General features: G+C 71.8%; 17 protein-coding genes and 1 pseudogene. 11 read left to right on the top strand and 7 right to left on the bottom strand.

Going from position 1 to position 17,676, the window contains the following annotated elements; translation table 11 throughout:
• From C1J01_RS14965 to C1J01_RS14945, 6 genes and pseudogenes are all read left to right on the top strand, one after another.
• Positions 1-734, top strand: a 734-nt coding sequence (locus C1J01_RS14965) for an NPCBM/NEW2 domain-containing protein (RefSeq protein WP_181448755.1), incomplete at its 5' end; no start/stop codon positions are given.
• Positions 731-1,984 (top strand): ABC transporter substrate-binding protein, encoded by a 1,254-nt coding sequence (locus C1J01_RS14960; protein ID WP_111179566.1) that lies wholly within the window; start codon positions 731-733, stop codon positions 1,982-1,984. The genes C1J01_RS14965 and C1J01_RS14960, both read left to right, overlap by 4 nt.
• Positions 1,981-2,910 carry a carbohydrate ABC transporter permease gene (locus C1J01_RS14955; protein WP_111179565.1) on the top strand — a complete coding sequence of 310 codons (930 nt, stop codon included), beginning with the start codon at positions 1,981-1,983 and terminating at the stop codon, positions 2,908-2,910. Before C1J01_RS14960 ends, C1J01_RS14955 begins: the two co-directional genes overlap by 4 nt.
• The gene (locus C1J01_RS14950) at positions 2,903-3,757 is read left to right on the top strand and encodes a carbohydrate ABC transporter permease (RefSeq protein ID WP_111179564.1); all 855 of its coding nucleotides are present in this window, start codon (positions 2,903-2,905) and stop codon (positions 3,755-3,757) included. Before C1J01_RS14955 ends, C1J01_RS14950 begins: the two co-directional genes overlap by 8 nt.
• 43 nt (positions 3,758-3,800) lie before the next feature.
• Positions 3,801-4,525: pseudogene (locus C1J01_RS53470) on the top strand (glycoside hydrolase family 36 N-terminal domain-containing protein); the annotation flags it as partial.
• On the top strand, positions 4,505-5,950 hold the full coding sequence (locus tag C1J01_RS14945; protein ID WP_328589635.1) for an alpha-galactosidase: 1,446 nt from the start codon (positions 4,505-4,507) through the stop codon (positions 5,948-5,950). The pseudogene C1J01_RS53470 and the gene C1J01_RS14945, both read left to right, overlap by 21 nt.
• 4 nt (positions 5,951-5,954) lie before the next feature.
• Here the strand turns inward: C1J01_RS14945 and C1J01_RS14940 are convergent, their stop codons facing one another.
• The gene (locus C1J01_RS14940) at positions 5,955-6,818 is read right to left on the bottom strand and encodes an AraC family transcriptional regulator (RefSeq protein WP_111179563.1); all 864 of its coding nucleotides are present in this window, start codon (positions 6,816-6,818) and stop codon (positions 5,955-5,957) included.
• 209 nt (positions 6,819-7,027) lie between these two features.
• Here C1J01_RS14940 and C1J01_RS14935 point away from each other — a divergent pair, with 209 nt between their 5' ends.
• Positions 7,028-7,975, top strand: a complete 948-nt coding sequence (locus C1J01_RS14935) for an alpha/beta hydrolase (protein WP_111179562.1) — start codon at positions 7,028-7,030, stop codon at positions 7,973-7,975.
• Positions 7,972-8,718, top strand: coding sequence for an SDR family oxidoreductase (locus C1J01_RS14930; protein ID WP_111179561.1), 747 nt, complete (start codon positions 7,972-7,974; stop codon positions 8,716-8,718). The genes C1J01_RS14935 and C1J01_RS14930 overlap by 4 nt, the downstream gene beginning before the upstream one ends.
• A 111-nt stretch (positions 8,719-8,829) precedes the next feature.
• Here C1J01_RS14930 and C1J01_RS14925 read toward each other — a convergent pair whose 3' ends face one another.
• Together C1J01_RS14925 and C1J01_RS14920 are read right to left on the bottom strand one after the other, a co-directional pair.
• Positions 8,830-9,855, bottom strand: a complete 1,026-nt coding sequence (locus C1J01_RS14925) for a MerR family transcriptional regulator (protein ID WP_111179560.1) — start codon at positions 9,853-9,855, stop codon at positions 8,830-8,832.
• A 48-nt stretch (positions 9,856-9,903) separates the two neighbouring features.
• Positions 9,904-10,446 (bottom strand): GNAT family N-acetyltransferase, encoded by a 543-nt coding sequence (locus C1J01_RS14920; protein WP_111179559.1) that lies wholly within the window; start codon positions 10,444-10,446, stop codon positions 9,904-9,906.
• A 55-nt stretch (positions 10,447-10,501) separates the two neighbouring features.
• Between C1J01_RS14920 and C1J01_RS14915 the strand changes: the two genes are divergently transcribed.
• The 3 genes from C1J01_RS14915 (at position 10,502) to C1J01_RS14905 (ending at position 13,338) form a co-directional block, all read left to right on the top strand.
• Positions 10,502-11,104, top strand: a complete 603-nt coding sequence (locus tag C1J01_RS14915; RefSeq protein ID WP_111179558.1) for a TetR/AcrR family transcriptional regulator — start codon at positions 10,502-10,504, stop codon at positions 11,102-11,104.
• Positions 11,105-11,127: 23 nt separating this feature from the next.
• Positions 11,128-11,853 carry a phytanoyl-CoA dioxygenase family protein gene (locus tag C1J01_RS14910; protein WP_111179557.1) on the top strand — a complete coding sequence of 242 codons (726 nt, stop codon included), beginning with the start codon at positions 11,128-11,130 and terminating at the stop codon, positions 11,851-11,853.
• Positions 11,854-12,033: 180 nt separating this feature from the next.
• Positions 12,034-13,338 carry a PP2C family protein-serine/threonine phosphatase gene (locus C1J01_RS14905; RefSeq protein WP_111179556.1) on the top strand — a complete coding sequence of 435 codons (1,305 nt, stop codon included), beginning with the start codon at positions 12,034-12,036 and terminating at the stop codon, positions 13,336-13,338.
• Here the strand turns inward: C1J01_RS14905 and C1J01_RS14900 are convergent.
• The 4 genes from C1J01_RS14900 to C1J01_RS14885 are packed head-to-tail and all read right to left on the bottom strand — an operon-like array spanning position 13,319 to position 17,649.
• The gene (locus tag C1J01_RS14900; RefSeq protein WP_111179555.1) at positions 13,319-14,653 is read right to left on the bottom strand and encodes an ABC transporter substrate-binding protein; all 1,335 of its coding nucleotides are present in this window, start codon (positions 14,651-14,653) and stop codon (positions 13,319-13,321) included. The two genes, C1J01_RS14905 and C1J01_RS14900, sit on opposite strands and share 20 nt — an antisense overlap.
• A 34-nt stretch (positions 14,654-14,687) precedes the next feature.
• Positions 14,688-15,566: a carbohydrate ABC transporter permease gene (locus C1J01_RS14895; protein ID WP_111179554.1), complete on the bottom strand. Its 879-nt coding sequence runs from the start codon at positions 15,564-15,566 to the stop codon at positions 14,688-14,690.
• Positions 15,566-16,513 (bottom strand): carbohydrate ABC transporter permease, encoded by a 948-nt coding sequence (locus C1J01_RS14890; RefSeq protein WP_111179553.1) that lies wholly within the window; start codon positions 16,511-16,513, stop codon positions 15,566-15,568. The genes C1J01_RS14895 and C1J01_RS14890 overlap by 1 nt, the downstream gene beginning before the upstream one ends.
• 29 nt (positions 16,514-16,542) lie before the next feature.
• Entirely contained in the window at positions 16,543-17,649 is a 1,107-nt protein-coding gene (locus C1J01_RS14885; protein ID WP_181448754.1) for an ROK family transcriptional regulator, read from the bottom strand.
• Positions 17,650-17,676 lie beyond the last annotated feature (27 nt).

Genomic DNA, 17,676 nt, shown 5'->3' with positions numbered 1-17,676 from the left:
CGGCTCACCCACCCATCGCCGAGCTCGGCGCGGACGGCACCGCGACGATCACGACGGACGCCGACGCCCGCCTGCGCCTGCCCCCGGGCTGGACGGCCGACCGCGTCACCGAGACCGGCTGGGCCGTCCGTCCCGGACCGGCGCTGCCGCCCGGACGGCTCGGCGTCGTCACGGTCGAGCGGGACGGCGACGGCGTGGTCCCCGTCGTGGCGCACGTCCGCGTCGTACGTCCCCTGGCACCGGGGGAGTACGCGCTCTCGGAGCTGCCGATGACCGCGTTCGTCAACGAGGACGGCCCCGTCGAGCGCGACCGGTCCAACGGCGGGGGCAACCCCGGCGACGGCGGCCCCCTGCGCGTGGCCGGGCAGGAGTTCGAGCGCGGTCTCGGCACGGCGCCGTACTCCGAGGCCCGCTTCCACCTGGGCGGGCGCGCCGGCAGGCTGACGGGCGCCGTCGGCGTCGACGACGAGTCGGCCGGGCGGGCCAGGGTCAGCGTGCTCGCGGACGACCGCGAGGTCTTCGCCGCGGTCGTCGAGGCGGGCAAGCCCGTCATCACCTTCGACGTGGGGATCGAGGGCGCCCGGACGCTGTGCCTGCGCGGCGAGGCCGCGGGCCCTGAAGACGCCGGCGTGCACGTCGACTGGGTCGACAGCAGCGTCCACGTCACATCCGTCAACCGCCAACCCTGCCGGCCGGCGACGACCGGAGCACCCGAGCGCGAGGAAACATCATGAAACACACCTGGACGGCCGCCCTCGCCCTGACCGTGGCGGCGACGCTGCTCACCGCCTGCGGCGGGACCGGCGGCGGCTCGAACGAGAAGGTCACCCTCACCTACGCCAACTGGAGTGAGGACCAGACGCCGGCGATGGAGCAGATCGCCGCCGAGTTCGAGAAGCAGAACCCGAACGTCACCGTCAGGATCCAGACGCTGCCGTGGACCGAATACTGGTCGACGCTGCAGGTCGGCGTCGCCGGCGGCACCGCCCCCGACGCGTTCTGGATGCTCGCCGACCACTTCCGCGAGTACGCCAAGGGCGGCGCGCTGGTCGACCTGTCCGACACGGTGAAGTCCGCGGGCATCGACATGAGCGTCTACCCCAAGGCCGTCTCGGACTCCTACACCTACGAGGGCAAGATCTTCGCGCTGCCGAAGGACTTCGACACCAACGGCATCTGGTACAACAAGGCGCTCTTCGACGCCGCGGGCGTCCCGTACCCCGACGACACGTGGGGCTGGAAGGACGCGCAGGAGGCGGCCAAGAAGCTCACCGACCCGGACAAGGGCGTGTGGGGCATCGCCGCGCCGATCGACCCGCAGGGCGGCTACTACAACACGATCCTGCAGGCGGGCGGCACCATCCTCAACGCCGACGGCACGGCCGCCGACTTCGCCGGGCCGCAGGCGGTGGCCGGGCTGAAGTTCTGGACCGACCTGCAGGCCGCCGGCTCCTCGCCGACGCTGAAGCAGCTGTCGGACACCGAGGCGGTCGCGATGTTCGAGAGCCAGAAGGTCGCCATGTACTTCTCGGGCGCCTACTGGGCGCTGCGGTTCAGCAAGAACCCCGACCTGAAGGGCAAGGTCGACGTCGCCCCGCTGCCCCAGGGCGTCAAGCGCGCGACCGTCACCAGCGGCATCGGCAACGCCGGGTACGCCGGCAGCGAGCACCCCGAGGAGCTCAAGAAGTTCCTCGCCTTCCTCGGCGGCGCCGAGGCGGCCGAGATCCAGGCGGCCACCGGAACGGTGCTCCCCGCCTACAAGGGCACGCAGGAGCCGTGGCTGAAGTCGATGCCGGAGTTCGACCTGCAGGTCTTCATCGACGCCATCGACTACAGCGTGCCGCTGCCGGTCGCGGGCGACACCGCCGAGTGGCAGGGGCTCGCGGCGCAGTATCTCGCTCCGGCCTGGGAGGGCGCCAAGCCCGTCGAGACCGCGGCGAAGGAGTACCAGGACGCCGTCAACCAGGTGCTCGCCAAGCAATGACGAACGTGACAGCGAAGCCCGCGCGGCGGCCGGCCGGCCGCCGCGCCGGCGGCACCCAGCCCAGCGGGTGGTGGGCGGTGGCGTTCGTCGCCCCGGCCACGGCCGGCCTGATCGCCCTGTACGTGTGGCCCTTCCTGTCCACGCTGGTCAAGAGCTTCCAGGACGTCCCGGCGTTCGGGCCCGCCACCTTCGTGGGCGCCGGCAACTACGCGAACCTGCTCGGCGACGCCGAGGTCTGGAAGGCGTTCGGGAACTCCGCGCTCTACACCGTCATCGTCCTGCTCGGCATCCCCCTGGCGGTCGCGCTGGCCGCGCTGATCGAGCAGGCCGGGCGGGGGCGCACGATCTACCGGGTGCTGTTCTTCCTGCCGGTCGTCACCCTGCCCGTCGCGATCGGCATGGTGTGGCGGTTCATCTACAACGGCGACTTCGGCCTGCTCAACTACGTGCTGTCGTGGTTCGGCGTCGACGGCCAGTACTGGGTGGCCGACCCCCGGTTCACCATCTACGCGTTCGGCGTGGTGGGGATCTGGATGGGCCTCGGCATCAACCTGATCATCCTCGGCGCCGGTCTGCAGGCGATCCCCAAGGCCGTCTACGAGGCCTCCGCCCTCGACGGCGCCGGGCGAATCCGGCAGTTCTTCCGCATCACCGTGCCGCTGCTCAGCCCGAGCATCTTCTTCGTCACGATCCTCACCGTGATCGCCGCCCTGCAGATGTTCGACCTGATCTTCATCATGCTGCGCAGCGTGAACAACACCGCGCTCGCCGACTCCAAGACGATCGTCTACCTGTTCTACGAGAAGGCGTTCGTCCAGTTCGAGCAGGGCTACGGCGCCGCGATCGCGATCGTGCTGCTCATCGTGATCATGATCGCCACCGCTCTGCAGTTCCGTCTTCAGAAATCGTGGGTCTTCTATGGCTGAGCCCGCCGTCCGCCGCGCGCAGCGGCGTCGCACACCGACGTCCACCTGGCCGATCCACCTCGTGCTGGGCGTCGCGGCCGTCGTCATGGTGGTGCCGTTCGTGTGGCAGCTCCTCACCGTCTTCAAGACGACCTCCGAAGTGAGCCGGGTCCCGCCGACGATCTGGCCGAACGAGTTCAGCGCGCACGCGTTCGAGACGTTCTTCTCGACCGTGCCGTTCTGGTCGATGTTCGCGGTGTCCGTCGGCGCGCTGGTGCTGCGGGTCGCCGGGCAGGTCGCGGTCGCCGCGCTGGCCGGCTACGCCTTCGCGCGCATGTCCTTCCCCGGCCGTGACGCGCTGTTCGGCCTGTTCATCGCCATGCTCATGGTGCCCAGCCAGCTCTTCCTGATCGGCCAGTACCAGCTGATCCGCGACCTCGGCATGCTGGACACCCTGCCCGCCCTGGCGATCCCCGGCCTGTTCTCGGCGTTCGGCACCTTCCTGATGCGGCAGGCGTTCCTCAACCTGCCGAAGGACTTCGAGGAGGCCGCCCGGCTCGACGGCGCGAACCCGTTCCAGATCTTCTGGTACGTCATGCTGCCCATGGTCAAGCCGATGCTCGCCGCGCTGACCGTGCTGACCGGGCTCTACTCGTGGAACGACCTGCTCTGGCCGCTCATCGTCTCGCCCTCGGGGGAGAACCGCCCGCTGCCGGTGGGCCTGGCCGGTCTGCAGGGGCAGTTCGGCACCGACTACCCCACCCTCATGGCCGGGGCGCTGGTGTGCTCGATCCCTCTGGTGATCGTCTTCCTGGTCCTGCAGCGCCAGTTCTTCCGGGGCATCGCGAACAGCGGGCTCAAAGGATGACGACACCTCCCCGCACCGACGCGACCGCGGAGAACCACGCACAATGAACGACACCCAGCCCGCGCCGATCCACCTGCGCGCCGGCGGCACCAGCCTGGTCGTCGCCGTCGACGGCGGACGGCTGCCGCGCATCCTGCACTGGGGGCCCGACCTCGGTGACCTCGACGACGCCGCCCTGGCCGGGCTCCAGCGGGCCGCGCTGCCCGCCATCGGCGACAGCGCCGTCACCTATCCCCAGCCCGTCCCCGTGCTTCCCCAGCTCGCCGAGGGCTGGCTCGGCCGTCCGGGCCTGGCCGGCGACGGCGACGGCCGCCGCTGGGCGCCGTACTTCCGGCAGGCGACGCACGAGACCGCGCAGACCGCCGACGGGGGCGTGCTGCGCAGCCACGCGCGCGACCCCGAGTTCGGGCTCGCGGTCGACGTCGAGATCCAGGTGCTCGCCGGCAGCGGGCTCGTCCGCCAGCGGGCCACCCTCAGGAACGACGCGGCGGAGCCGTACCGCCTGACCTCGCTCGAACGGCGCTGCCCGTGCCGTCGGACGCCACGGAGATCCTCGACCTGACCGGCCGCTGGTCGCTCGAACGCGTGCCGCAGCGGCGGCCGTTCCGCGTGGGCGAGTGGGTGCGGGCCTCGCGCGGCGGCAAACCGGGGCTGGAGCACACACTGCTGCTGGTCGCCGGCGAGCAGGGGTTCGGGTTCGGGGACGGGCTGGTCTGGGCCACCCACCTGGCGTGGAGCGGCAATCAGGTGCTCGCGGCCGAGCTGACCCCGGCGGGCACCCGGCACCTCGCGGCCGGGGAACTGCTGCTGCCCGGTGAGGTGGTGCTCGCCCAGGGCGAGGAGTTCCGCGGCCGCTGGCAGTACGGGTCATGGGGCTCGGGGCTGGACGAGCTCGCCGCCCGCTTCCACCGGCACCTGAGGTCCCGGCCGCGGCACCCCCGCACGCCCCGGCCCGTGGTGCTGAACACCTGGGAGGCCGTCTACTTCCAGCACGATCTCGACACCCTGCTCAGGCTCGCCGAACGCGGAGCCGAGCTGGGCGCCGAGCGGTTCGTGCTGGACGACGGATGGTTCCTCGGCCGCCGCGACGACACCAGCTCGCTCGGCGACTGGACGGTCGATCCCGCCGTCTGGCCGAAGGGCCTCCAACCGCTCGCCGAGCGCGTCCGCGTACTCGGCATGGACTTCGGCCTCTGGTTCGAGCCCGAGATGGTCAGCCTCGACTCCGACCTCGCCCGCCGCCACCCTGAGTGGATCTTCGACGCCGGGCACGGCCCCGGGCTGCCCTCCCGGTACCAGCACGTGCTCGACCTCGGCCACCCCGGCGCGTACGACCACGTGTTCGAGCGGATGAGCGAGCTGATCGGCTCGCTCGGCATCGCCTACATCAAGTGGGACCACAACCGGTACCTGCTCGACGCCGGCCACGCGCCCGGCGGCCGGCCGGGGGTGCGCACCCAGGTGGAGCAGGTGTATCGGCTGATGGAGCGGCTCAAGGCCGCCCACCCCGGCCTGGAGATCGAGTCGTGCGCCAGCGGAGGCGGACGTATCGACCTCGGCGTCCTGGAGTACGCCGACCGGGTGTGGCCGAGCGACTGCAACGACCCGCACGAGCGGCTGGAGATCCAGCGCTGGACGGGGCTGCTGGTCCCGCCGGAGATGCAGGGCACGCACATCGGCGCCGCGGAGTCGCACACCACCCACCGCGCCCATCCGCTGGACTACCGCGCGGAGAAGGCGCTGTGGGGGCACCTCGGCATCGAGACGAACCTGCTCACCGCCGACGACGAGACCCTGGCCGCGCTGGCGCGCTGGGTGGCGTTCCACAAGGAGCACCGGGCGCTGCTGCACACGGGCCGGGTGGTGCACGCCGACCTGCCCGACGCGGCGTACCGGCTGGAGGGGGTCGTGTCGGGCGACCGGTCACAGGCGCTGTACGCGTTCAGCGTGGTCGAGCGGCCGGCGACCTGGCCGCCGGGACGCATCCGGCTCCCGGGGCTGGACGACACCCGCGACTACACGGTCGAGGCCGTCCACCCGGGATCCGCTCCCGCGGCGGGCGCGGTGCTGCCGCCGTGGCAGCGCGCCGGCGTCACCCTGCCCGGACGGGTGCTGCGCCTGGCCGGCGTCGAAGCGCCGTCGCTGGACGTCGACAGGTCCGTGGTGCTGCGGGTGGTGAGCACGGCGCCGTGACGCCTCAGCCCTTGGCCCGGTTGCGGTACTCGCTGGGACTGGCCTCGTGCATCCGCCGGAAATGGCGGGAGAAGTAGAACGGGTCGGAGTAACCCACCTCGCGCGCGACGTCGGCGATGGTCGCGTCCGTCGTGTCGAGGAGGTTGCGCGCGTGCGCCATCCGGAGCGCCGTGTGGTGCGCGAGCACCCCGCCTCCGGTGGCGCGGCGGAACAGCGCGCTCAGGTGCGAGGGGGAGACGCCGACCAGCGCGGCCAGGTCGGGGACGCGCACGGGGCTGTCCAGCCGCTCGGCCAGGTACGCCATCGCGCGTTGCAACGGATCGCCCGGCGCCGGCATGGCGCGGTCGACCACGAGCTGGGTGAGGAGCTTCCACGCGGCGCCCGCCGCGCCCATCAGGCTGGCCGGTGAGTGATCGCGCTCCAGGGTGGTGACGATCTCGTCCAGCAGGGCCACGGCCCGATCGACGTGCCGGACGCACAGCACCGGCCTGGACACGCTCGCGCCGATCTGCTCGATCAGCTCCGGCAGGTCGCTGCCGCGCAGATGACACCACCAGATCGTCCAGGGACTCTCCGCGGACGCGCCGTACGCGTGCGGCACGCCGCGCGGGATCACCAGGGCCGCGCTGGACCCGACGCGGTGCTGGACGCCGCCGATGTTCGCCCATCCCAGGCCGGCCGTGCACACGATGAGGACGGCCTCCTCGGTGCCACCGGGCCGTGTCATCAGGTGATCCGCGGCGACGGGATAGTAACCGGTGTCGGTGACCATGAGCCGGCGGGTGACCGGGCGGGACTGCGCCGCGGCGACCACCCGGCGCGGCACCACGGTCAGCCGCTGGTTGCGGAACCCTTCCTGGATCGGCATCGGGCCAGTATGCCACGAGCGTCGGATCATCCAGGTGGACGCATCCGCCGGACACCGGCCCGCCACCGGCCGGCGCCGGGGTCCTGAAGGCGTTGTGACCTCCGTGCGGGGAAAGCGTGGTGAACGATCTTCTGGGCGGCTGTTGCCTTGGTCGTGAGGCAGCCGGTTACGTGGGTTCTGATCAGCGCGTCGATGGTGAGGAGCCCGCCATGAGCAGGCACGTTCTGGAACCGGCCGCCCAGGAGATCGCGGACGCGACCTCGAAACCGCCCTTCCTCTACGAGCTCGGGCCCGAACGCGCCCGCCAGGTGCTGGACGACATCCAGTCCGCACCGATCGACATGCCCGACGTGGACGACAAGTGGATCACCGTCCCTGCCGACGTCGGCGAGGTGCGGGTGCGGATCGTCAAACCGGCCGGCGCGTCGGGTGAGCTGCCGGTCATCCTGTACGTCCACGGGGGCGGCTGGATCCTGGGCAACGCCGGCACGCACGACCGGCTCGTCCGCGAGCTGGCCACCGGGGTGAACGCCGCGGTCGTGTTCGTCGAGTACGACCGCTCGCCGGAGGCCCGCTACCCGGTCGCGATCGAGCAGGCGTACGCGACCGCGCGGTGGGTGACCACGAGCGGGGCGGAGGAGGGGCTGGACGCGCGGCGGATGGCGGTGGCCGGCGACTCGGTCGGCGGCAACATGGCGGCCGCGCTGGCCATCATCGCCAAGCGGCGGGGCGACGTGACGTTCGTGCAGCAGTCGCTCTACTACCCCGTCACCGACGCCGCCCAGGACACCGAGAGCTACCGGGAGTTCGCCGGCGGGCCGTTCCTGACGGCCAAGGCGATGGCGTGGTTCTGGGACGCGTACACCACCGACCCCCGCGAACGGGCCGAGATCACCGCGTCGCCGCTGCGCGCGAGCCTGGAGGACCTGGCCGGGCTGCCGCCCGCGCTGGTGATCGTGGACGAGAACGACGTGCTGCGCGACGAGGGCGAGGCGTACGCGCGGCGGCTGACCGAGGCGGGCGTGCCGACGACGAGCGTGCGCTACAACGGCATCCTGCACGACTTCATGATGCTCAACCCCGTCCGCGGCACCCGCGCGGCCTCCGCCGCCATCGCCCAGGCCATCGGCGTGCTCGAGGCGGCCCTGCGTCCATGAAGATCGTGGTGATCGGCGGCACCGGGCTCATCGGGTCCAGGCTCGTGGCGGAGCTGCGCGGGAGGGGGCATGACGCGGTCCCGGCCTCGCCCTCCACCGGGGTGGACGCGGTCACCGGCAAGGGTCTGGCCGCGGCGGTGGCGGGCGCCGACGTCGTGGCCGACGTGTCGAAGGGGCGGTCCTCGGAGGCCGGGGCGGCGATGGAGTTCTTCACCACCGCGACCCGCAACGTCCTCGCCGCCGAGCGGAACGCGGGGGTCTGGCACCACGTCGTGCTGTCGATCGTGGGGGTCGACCGGGTGCCCGGCTCCGGGCACTACCGCGCCAAGGTTGCGCAGGAGCGGCTGATCGAGGAGTCCGGGATCCCGTACTCGATCGTGCGGGCGACGCAGTTCTTCGAGTTCGTCCGGGCCATCGCGGACTCGGCCGCCGAGGGCGGCACGGTGCTGCTGCCGCCCGCGCTCGTCCAGCCCGTCGCCGCGGCGGACGTCGTCGCCGTGCTCGCCGAGATCGTCACCGGGCCGCCGCTGCGGGACATCGTGGAGGTGGCGGGGCCCGAGGTGTTCCGGCTGGACGAGGTGGCGCGGACCGCCCTGGCCGTGTGGGGCGACCGGCGCACGGTGATCACCGACCCGGGCGCGCCGTACTTCGGCGCCGAGCTGGACGAGCGCGCGCTCGTGCCGGACGAGGGCCGCGCCCGCGTCGCCACCACGCCGTTCGCCCGATGGCTGCGCTCTGGATGAGAACGCGCGGCGCGGAGAGGGCGCAGGCGGGATGCGCCGAGGGCGGGTGCGGCTCGTCTCCCGGCGCCGGGTGACGTGCTCGTCCCGCGCGAGCGGGGCGCCGCTGGGGTCCTACCGCGACGCGGCCTGGGCGCGGAGCGCTTCGGCGAACCAGGTGAGCGCCGGTGTCAGGGGCTCCGGCGGCGGCCAGCCGTTGACGATCGCGAGCAGCTCCATGTAGCGGTCCCTGCGGACGTCGCAGGCCGCCTCCAGCGCCGCCCGCAGGTCGGCCCCGCCGTACCGGGAGCGGACCTGCGCGACGACGGCGGCGGCCTCGGGCGCGGACGGATCCACGCCCGCCTCCAGCGCCGGGCGGACCACGTCGCGCACGATCGCCGCGGCGTCCGGACGCGGGAGACCGCCCCCGGCACGCTCGGCCGCGTGCAGCACGGCCATGCGCCGCATCACCGCGCGGAACTCCGGGTCGCGGGACAGCTCGGCCAGCTCCACCCACGCCTCGACCTGCTCCGGCTCGGGATCCTCCGGCAGATACGGGGTCATCGAACTCCTGGCCCCGGCGAAATCGCCCACCGGGTGCGGGGGAGTCGCCCCCTTGACCTCCGCGACATCGTCCGCGGGGTGCGGGGGTGCTGACCCTTTGATCCCCGCGTAACCGTCTGCCTGTGGGGCCGTCGAGCCGCTGGCACCCGGGGGCGGGCCGTCGGTGGGGAAGGTGGCGTCGAGGAAGTCCGTGATCAGGCGGTGGCGTTCGTCCTCGGACAGGCCGGCGAGTTCGTTCATGAGCTCCATCTCCTCAGGGGTGGACCCGCGCCGGGCCACCGCCGTCAGCACCGCCTGCCGCCGCCGCAGCGTGCGGATCTGCGCCCGCAGCGCCTCCACGTGCGCGGCGGCGACCCGGGCGAGGGGGACCTCCCGGTTCACGACCTTGCGGATCGTGGCCAGGTCGAGCCCGAGGTCGCGCAGCGTGCGCACGAGGTCGAGCCGGGCGGCGGCGTCGGGGCCGTAACGGCGGTAGCCGGCCGGGCTGCGGTCGGCGGGCGGCACGATCCCCTCGTCGGAGTAGAACCGGATGGTCTTGACCGTCAGCCCGGTGCGCCGGGCCAGGTCGCCGATCGAGTAGAGCGTGTCCGCGTCCATGGCCCCACCTTCGCGTCTCCCCTTACTGGAGACTCAAGCCAACCAGAGTCAGCCCCGCCACTCGTCCGCCAGGAGCGACCAGATCTCGATGTCGGCGCGCCCGCCGTCGCGCGGGACGGCCTGGCGCAGGACGCCCTCGCGGCTCATGCCGAGACGCCGGGCGACGTTGAGGCTGCGGACGTTGCCCGCGAGCGCCTGCCACTCGACGCGCTGGATGCCGCGCGTCCGCACCGCCCAGTCGACGACCCGGCCGACGGCGTTCGTGATCAGCCCGCGCCCCTCGGCGGCGGGCTCCAGCCAGCAGCCCACCTCGCAGACGCCCAGCGCGGCGTCGAACGACCGGAGCATCACGCCGCCGCGCAGCGTGCCGTCCAGCCAGATGCCCCAGATGGCGCCGGCGTCGCGCGCCCGTCTGTCGGCGTACCCCTGCAGCACCCCGCGGGCTCCGTCGAGGTCGGAGGCGACGAACGAGGGCGACACCCACGGCGAGACGTTCTCGCGCGCCCGGTCGAGATGCGCGAGGAACTCCTCGGCCTGCCACGGCTCCAGCGGCCGCAGCTCGGCGCCGGGGGTGAGGGGGAGAGCGAACATCGAAAGCCTCCGAAGGACGTACATAACAAACGTTCGGTATGTAAGCTAGCATTCCGTGAGCCCAGCCCGCACCGATCACGACGCCCGCCGCCACGACGTCTCCGAGGCCGTGTGGCGGGTCCTCGCCGAGCACGGCTTCGGCGGCCTCACGCTGAGGGCGGTCGCCGAAGCCATGGGAGCCTCCACCGGCCTGGTCACCCACTACTTCGCGGGCAAGCGGGAGCTCGTCGCCCACGCCCTCGACATCCTCGAGACCCGCACGCGCGAGCGCCCGCGCCAGAAGACGCCCGCCCCAGGGCTGCCCGCGCTGCGCGCCCACGTGCTCGACATCCTCCCGCTGACCCCGGACAGCACGGCCATGAACCGCATCTGGGTCGGCTCCTGGGATCTCGCGCTCTCCGACCCCGCGCTCTTCGCCGCGCAGACCGCCCGCTACGAGCGCATCCGCGAGACGCTGCGCGCCGCGATCGGCGACGCGCGGCGCCTCGGCGAGCTGCCCGCCGAGGCCGATCCGGTACGGCTGGCGCAGACCGTGCTGTCGTTCACGCACGGCCTGGTCGTGCAGGCGCTCTTCGACCCCGAACGTTTCCCGCCGGAGCACCAGATCCGCCTGACCGACGACTTCCTGGCCGGGCTTCGTCACCCGGAAAACCAGTAGACGGCGTTGGTAGCGTTCCGGGCATGGACGTTGTCGACATCGATCAGTTCGTCACCGACGGGTTCGCCAAGATCGACGGGGTGGTGCCGCGCGAGGTCGGCGACGCCGCGAGAGCGCTGCTGTGGCAGCGGATCGGCCTGTCGCCCGACGACCCCTCCGGGTGGACGCAGCCGGTGGTGTGGACCGCCGACCTGACCGGCGAGGGGCCGTTCGGGGAATTCATGCGCAGCCCCCGGCTGTACGCGGCGCTCGACGCGATCGCCGGGCCGGACAGGTGGGTCCCGCGCGGCGTGGCCGGCAACATCCCGGTCCGGTTCCCCCGGGTGCCCCCGGCCGACGACCGCGGCTGGCACATCGACGCCAACACCGAGCGGCCCGACGGGAGCTGGGGGGTGAGCGGCCGTCCCGGCACGCTCCTGCTGCTGGTGATCTTCTCCGACGTCGGCCCCGACGACGCGCCGACCCGGGTGCGCGTCGGGTCCCATCGTGACGTGGCCGGGATCCTGGACGAGAAGACGATCGACGCGATGGAGGCCGGGCCGCTCGTGGACGACGCCAGCCGGGGTCGTCCTCTGGCGTTCGCGACCGGACGGCCGGGCGACGCGTACGTGCTGCACCCGTTCACCGTGCACGCCGCGCAGGAGCACCTCGGCACCGAGCCGCGGTTCATGGCGCAGATGCCGATCCCGCTGACCGAGCGGCTGGCGCCGGGAGCCGGCACGCCGCTGGCGCGGGCCGTCGGCTGGTGAAACCCGGGTGACGGCTCAAAAGTCCGTCAACCGCGGCGCCCGGGGCGGCGGCGCGCGCCGGCGGACCGCCTGAACACACGCCCCCGCGCGGTTTTCCCGCGCTTTGCCGTGGGCCGTCACCCCGGCCGGCGGGCCTGAACGCATCCTCCCGGGGCATGGCACCCGCAGGGAGGATCGCGCATGGACACCGACAGGAGTGAGGCACACGCCGATGAGGCCCTGCAGCACGCCCGGGTGCTGAGCCACGCGATCACCGCCATGCACAGCACCCCGTCGGTCACGGAAGGGATGCGGCGGTTGTCCAGCATCCTCACGTGCGCGCTGGCCGACTGGTGCGCGATCGACGCGCTCGGCGACGACGGGCGTCCGTACCACCTGGCCGTGACCCACCGCGACCCCGGGAGAGTGCCGGACAGCGTGTTCACCGAGCCGCTGCCGCGGTTGTCCGACGAGACCCCCGGGCCGGTGGCGCGGGCCATGCGCGGCTCGGACGCGCTGCTGCTGACGGGACCGCTGACGGAGCTGCCGCCCGCGCGGGAGTCGGGCCTGGAGCTGTTCGGGCAGCTGGACGGGAAGACCGCGATGGTCGTCCCGCTGCGCGTGCGGTGGAGGACCCACGGGGCGCTGACCCTGGCCCGTGAGGATCCCGCCCAGGCCTTCACCCCCGCCGAGCAGAGGCTGATCAAGGAGATCGCGCACGGCGTCTCGCTCGCCCTCGACCACGCCCGCCTGTACGACAAGGTGCGGCACATCGCCGAGCGCATGCAGCGCTCGCTCCTGCCCGACCTGCCGCAGGTCGACCCCCTGCGGCTCGCCGCCCGCTACATCCCGGCGTACGAGGCCGCGGAGGTCGGCGGCGACTGGTACGACGCCTTCCTGCTGCCGAAGGGCGAGCTGGCCGTCGTCATCGGCGACGTCGCCGGCCACGACCTGTCGGCCGCGGTCATCATGAGCCAGCTGCGCAACATGATGCGCGCGCTGGCGTACGACCGTCAGGAGCCGCCGGGGGAGATCCTCAGCCGGCTGGACCTCGTCAACGACGCCCTCTACGGCCAGCGGGTGGCGACGTGCCTGTACGGCCTGATCAGGACACCGGTCGGCGGGCCGTGGGCGTTCGACCACTCCAGCGCCGGTCACATGCCGCCGCTGCTGGTCACCCGGGAGGGCGAGGCCCGCTACCTGGAGGACGGCTCCGGCCTGCTGCTCGGCATGGACGTCACCAACCCCCGCCCCGAGGCCCGCGACCCGCTGCCGCCGCACTCGACGCTCCTGCTCTACACCGACGGGCTCGTCGAACGCCCCGGCGAGGACATCGGCCGCGCCATGGACCGCCTCCGCCGCCAGGCCGCGACGCTCGCGAAGGCGCCCGTGGAGCGGTTCTGCGACGAGCTGCTGGCCGCGCGGGGCGAGCCCGACGACGACATCGCCCTGCTCGCCCTGCGCGTACCGGACACCGGCCCCGGTGTTACTGGAACAGCGCGTTGATCTTGTCGTTGGCCGGGTCGAGGGCGTTGATGTCGCTCTTGAACGAGAAGATCGAGTCCATCGTCTCCGTCATGATGGTCGTGATGTCGGCCCAGTGGTCGGAGATGGGCGCCAGGTGCGTGGTGCCGTCCTTCACGTGCATGGTGAACGGCTTGACGTCGATCCCGGTGTCGGCGAACGCCTTCTCGGCCTCCACCGTGGCGCTCTTGATCGCGGGGAAGATGACGGCCTGCTTGGCCACGATGTCCTGCTGGCAGGCCGGCGAGGCGAGGAACTTCACCCACGCCCAGGCCGCGTCAGGGTTGTCCGTCCCGGCCGAGATGTTGTCGGCCAGCCCGTTGAACAGGCTCGCGCGCTTGCCCGTCGGGCCGATCGGCGTCGGGGCGAGGGCCGACTTGACGCCCTTGAGCGCCCAGTAGGTCTTCGTGTTCCAGCTGCCCTCGGTGACCATCGCGTACTTGCCCGCCCCGTAGGTGTCGATCTGGCCGACGCCGGAGGAGATGATGTCCATGCTCGGCACGTAGCCCTTGTCGATGAGCGAGGTGAGCCACTTGATGGTCTCCTTGAACTTGGGGTCGGCGTAGTTGAACCGGCTGGGCCACGGGTTCCGGTCGGCGTACTGCCAGCCGTTGCTCATCGTGTACATGCTCCACTCGGTCTGCCCGAAGCCCGCGCCGCTGGTGTTCAGGCCGAGGCCGTAGGTGGCCACGTGGTTCTTGTCGAAGCCGGGCTCGTCGCCGCGCTTGCCGTTCCGGTCCACGGTCAGGCGGGCGATGACCTTCTCGTACGTGCCGCCGTCCTGCGGGTTCCAGGTCAGCTCGGACATCTCCTCCGGCTTGATGCCGGCTTCCTTGAGCTTGTCGGTGTTGTAGATGACGGCCACGGTGTCGAAGTCCTTCGGCAGGCCGTACCGCTGGCCGTCCCGCGTCACCCACAGGTCGGCCAGGCCGTCCTGGTAGGCCGACAGGTCCACCTTGTCCCGCGTCACCAGGTCGGTGATGGGCAGCAGCTGGCCCTGGGAGGCGAGGTCCGGATACCGCGACAGGTGGCTGGTGAACACGTCGGGCGCGGTCCCGGAGACGAACGCGGTCGTCAGCGTGTTCCAGTAGTCGTCCCAGCCGTACTGGGTGATCTTGACCGTGTACTGCGGGTTCGCCTTGTGGAAGGCGTCGGCGCACTGCTGGTACTGCGGTTGCTGGGCGGCGTCCCAGAGCCAGTAGTCGATCGTGGCGGAGCCCGAGCCGCCTTCCGGATCGGCGCCGCAGCCGCTCAGGAGCAAGGTGGCCACTCCGGCGATGATGAGAGAACGCTTCACGACTTCGAACCTTCCGTGGGTTGGGGGACGGCGTTCACTTGACGCCGGTGTAGCCGATGGAGTCGATGACCCGGCGGCCGAGCAGGGCGAACAGCACGATCATCGGCAACGCGGCGAAGAGCGTCGCGGCCATGAGCCCGGCCCAGTCGGGGGAGCCCTGCGGGGTCTGGGAGCGGAAGACGCCGAGCGCGACCGTCAGCACCCGGACGTTCTCCGCCTTGCCCACCAGCAGGGGCCAGAAGTAGTCGTTCCAGCTCGTGATGTAGACGAGGATGGCGAGCGTGCTGATCGGTCCCTTGCTCATCGGCAGGATGATGCGGAAGAACGTCCGCACGTGCCCGGCGCCGTCCAGGCGGGCGGCCTCCTCCACGCTCGCGTTGATCCCGAGGAAGAACTGCCGCAGGAAGAACACCGCGAACGGCGTCATGAGCAGGTGCGGCAGCACGATGCCGAGGTAGGTGTTGAGCAGCCCCAGATCCTTGATCAGCACGAAGTTGGGCAGCGTGGTGAAGATCGGCGGCACCATCAGGGCGGTGACGAAGATCGTGAAGACGGCCTCGCGGCCGGGCCAGCGCAGCCGGGCGAAGGCGTAGGCGGCCATCGAGCTGAAGAACACCTGCCCGGTCGTGACCGTGGTCGCGACCACGATGGAGTTGCGCAGGTAGAGCCAGAAGTCGACGGTGCCGGTCGACCCGCCCTCCGCCACCGCCTCCGCGGTGCTCGACAGGCCCAGCACCCGGCGGTACGCGCCGAGCGTGAAGTCCACGGGCAACAGGTCGCCCGCGCCCGCGGCCAGCGAGCGGGTGCTGGAGAACGACGTGCGCAACATCCAGTAGAAGGGGAACAACGTGGCCACCATGACCAGCACGAGAACGGCCCAGCCGGCGACCCGGCCCCAGCGGATGGAGGCCATCACGATCCCTTCAGATCCGACTCGCCCGCCCTGGACAGGCGGAGCTGCAGGTAGGCGATGCCGGCCAGCAGCACGAACAGCACGGACGACAGCGCGGCGGCGTAACCGAAGTTGAACCGGTTGAACGCCAGGTCGTAGATGTAGAAGTAGATGACCCGGGTGGCGTTGATCGGACCGCCTCCCGTGGTGACGGCGACGGTGTCGAAGACCTGGAACGACCCGATGACGCTCAGCACCATGACCAGCGCCATGATCGGCCGCAGCAGGGGCAGCGTGACCCGCCAGAACGTCCGCCACTCCGAGGCGCCGTCGATCGCGGCGGCCTCGTAGACGCTCGGCGGGATCATCAGCAGACCGGCGAAGATGAGCAGCGCGGTGTACCCCATGTGCCGCCAGGTGTTGATCATCGCGATGGTGCCGATGCCCAGGTCGGCGCCGAAGAACGCCACCCGGTCGAAGCCCAGCCACTCGATCACCTGGTTGACCACGCCGATCTGGAAGTCGAGCATCCAGAACCACACCAGCGCCACCACCACGTTCGCCACCAGGTAGGGCAGCAGCACGATCCCGCGCACCACCATCGACCTGGTCAGGCGGTGCAGCAGGACGGCCAGCAGCACCGAGATCACGGTCTGCGTGCCGATGTTGAGCACCACGTACTCGGCGGTGACCTTCAGGGCGTTCCAGAACAGATGGTCACCGAACAGTTGCCGGTAGTTCTCCAGCCCGATGAAACGAGGTGGGGTGAGGACGTTGTACTTGGTCAGGCTCAGGTACACGCCCCGGAGGGCGGGCCAGACGTAGAAGACCGCGAAGCCGACCGCCGCCGGCAGGACGAACACGATCGCGATGGGCAGGTCGCCCAGGCGTCGTCGGCGCGGAGGGCTTTTGTCGGGCACTGCCCCGGCCGTGAGGCGGGGTGTGGCGCGGACGGTATCACTGGTCATCTGACCTCCTCGTGCCCGCCGGCGAATGATCAGCGGTGCAGCAGCAGATGCTGGAGAGCGGCGACGGCCGCTCCCCTCGCCCACTCGTTGAAGGCGAAGGGCTTGACGACCACCCGTACGGGAGTGGTCGTCCAGTGGGTGTGGCGGATGAGCGCGGCCTGGAAGGCTTCCGCGCACACGTTGTACATGTGGACGGTCTCGCCGGACAGGACGACCAGCTCGGGGCCGGTGATGTTGGCGACGGTGGCCACCACCTGGCCGAGCGCGGCCCCCGCGTCGTCGAACACCCGGCGGGCGACGGGGTGGCCGCCGGCCGCCATGGCGAGGCAGTCGTCGAAGGTGAGATCGGGCTGGTCGAGCGCCGCCGCGATCGAGCGGCGGATGGCGGGGGAGCTGGCGTAGGCGCGGGCGCAACCCCGGTGCCCCCGTTCGCACAGGGGGCCGCGGTCGTCGATCTGCAGATGGCCGACCAGCCCGGTCGCGCCGGACCGCCCGCTGACCAGCCGGTCGCCGACGACCACCCCGCAGCCGATGCCCGCGCCGACCGTGACCAGGGCGAACGACGAATGGCCGACGCCCTCGCCGAACCACTGCTGCGCCGCGGTCAGCGCCCGTACGTCGTTGTCCAGCACCGTGGGCACGGACACGGCCTCCTCGACCATCTCGGCCAGCGGTAACTGGCTCCAGCCGAGGAACGGCGCGGTGTGCACGACGGGATCGCTCGGCGTGGCGGTCCCGGCGAGGCTGATGCCCACCGCCGACAGCGGCCGGCCGGGCACGGTCAGCTCGCCCACGACGTCGGCGATCTGGCCGCGCACGTCGTCGATCTCGTGGCCGGCGAGCGGCCTGGCGACCTCCTTCTGGATCGTGGCCCGCAGGTCGGTGCGGACGGCGAAGAGCTCGTCCTCGGTGAGCTTGATCCCGACGAACGCCATGCGGGAGGCGTCCACCCGCAGGGGCTGCGAGGGCCGCCCGACGGTGGCCGGGCTCTCACCCGCCGCCTCCAGCAGATAGCCCGCCTCGATCAACGGTTTGGTGACCTTGGTCAGCGCGGACGGCGACAGGGCCAGCCGCCGCGCCACCTCGGCCCTGGACAGCGGCCCGTGCACGAGCAGCTCGACGAACACCGATCGCATGGCGTCCGTGAGCCGCACAGGGACCGA

Source organism: Nonomuraea aridisoli (assembly GCF_003236395.1).
In the GTDB taxonomy this organism is placed as follows: domain Bacteria; phylum Actinomycetota; class Actinomycetes; order Streptosporangiales; family Streptosporangiaceae; genus Nonomuraea; species Nonomuraea aridisoli.
Note: the sequence above shows the minus strand (reverse complement) of the source record. Positions and strands in the feature narration are given on the sequence as shown.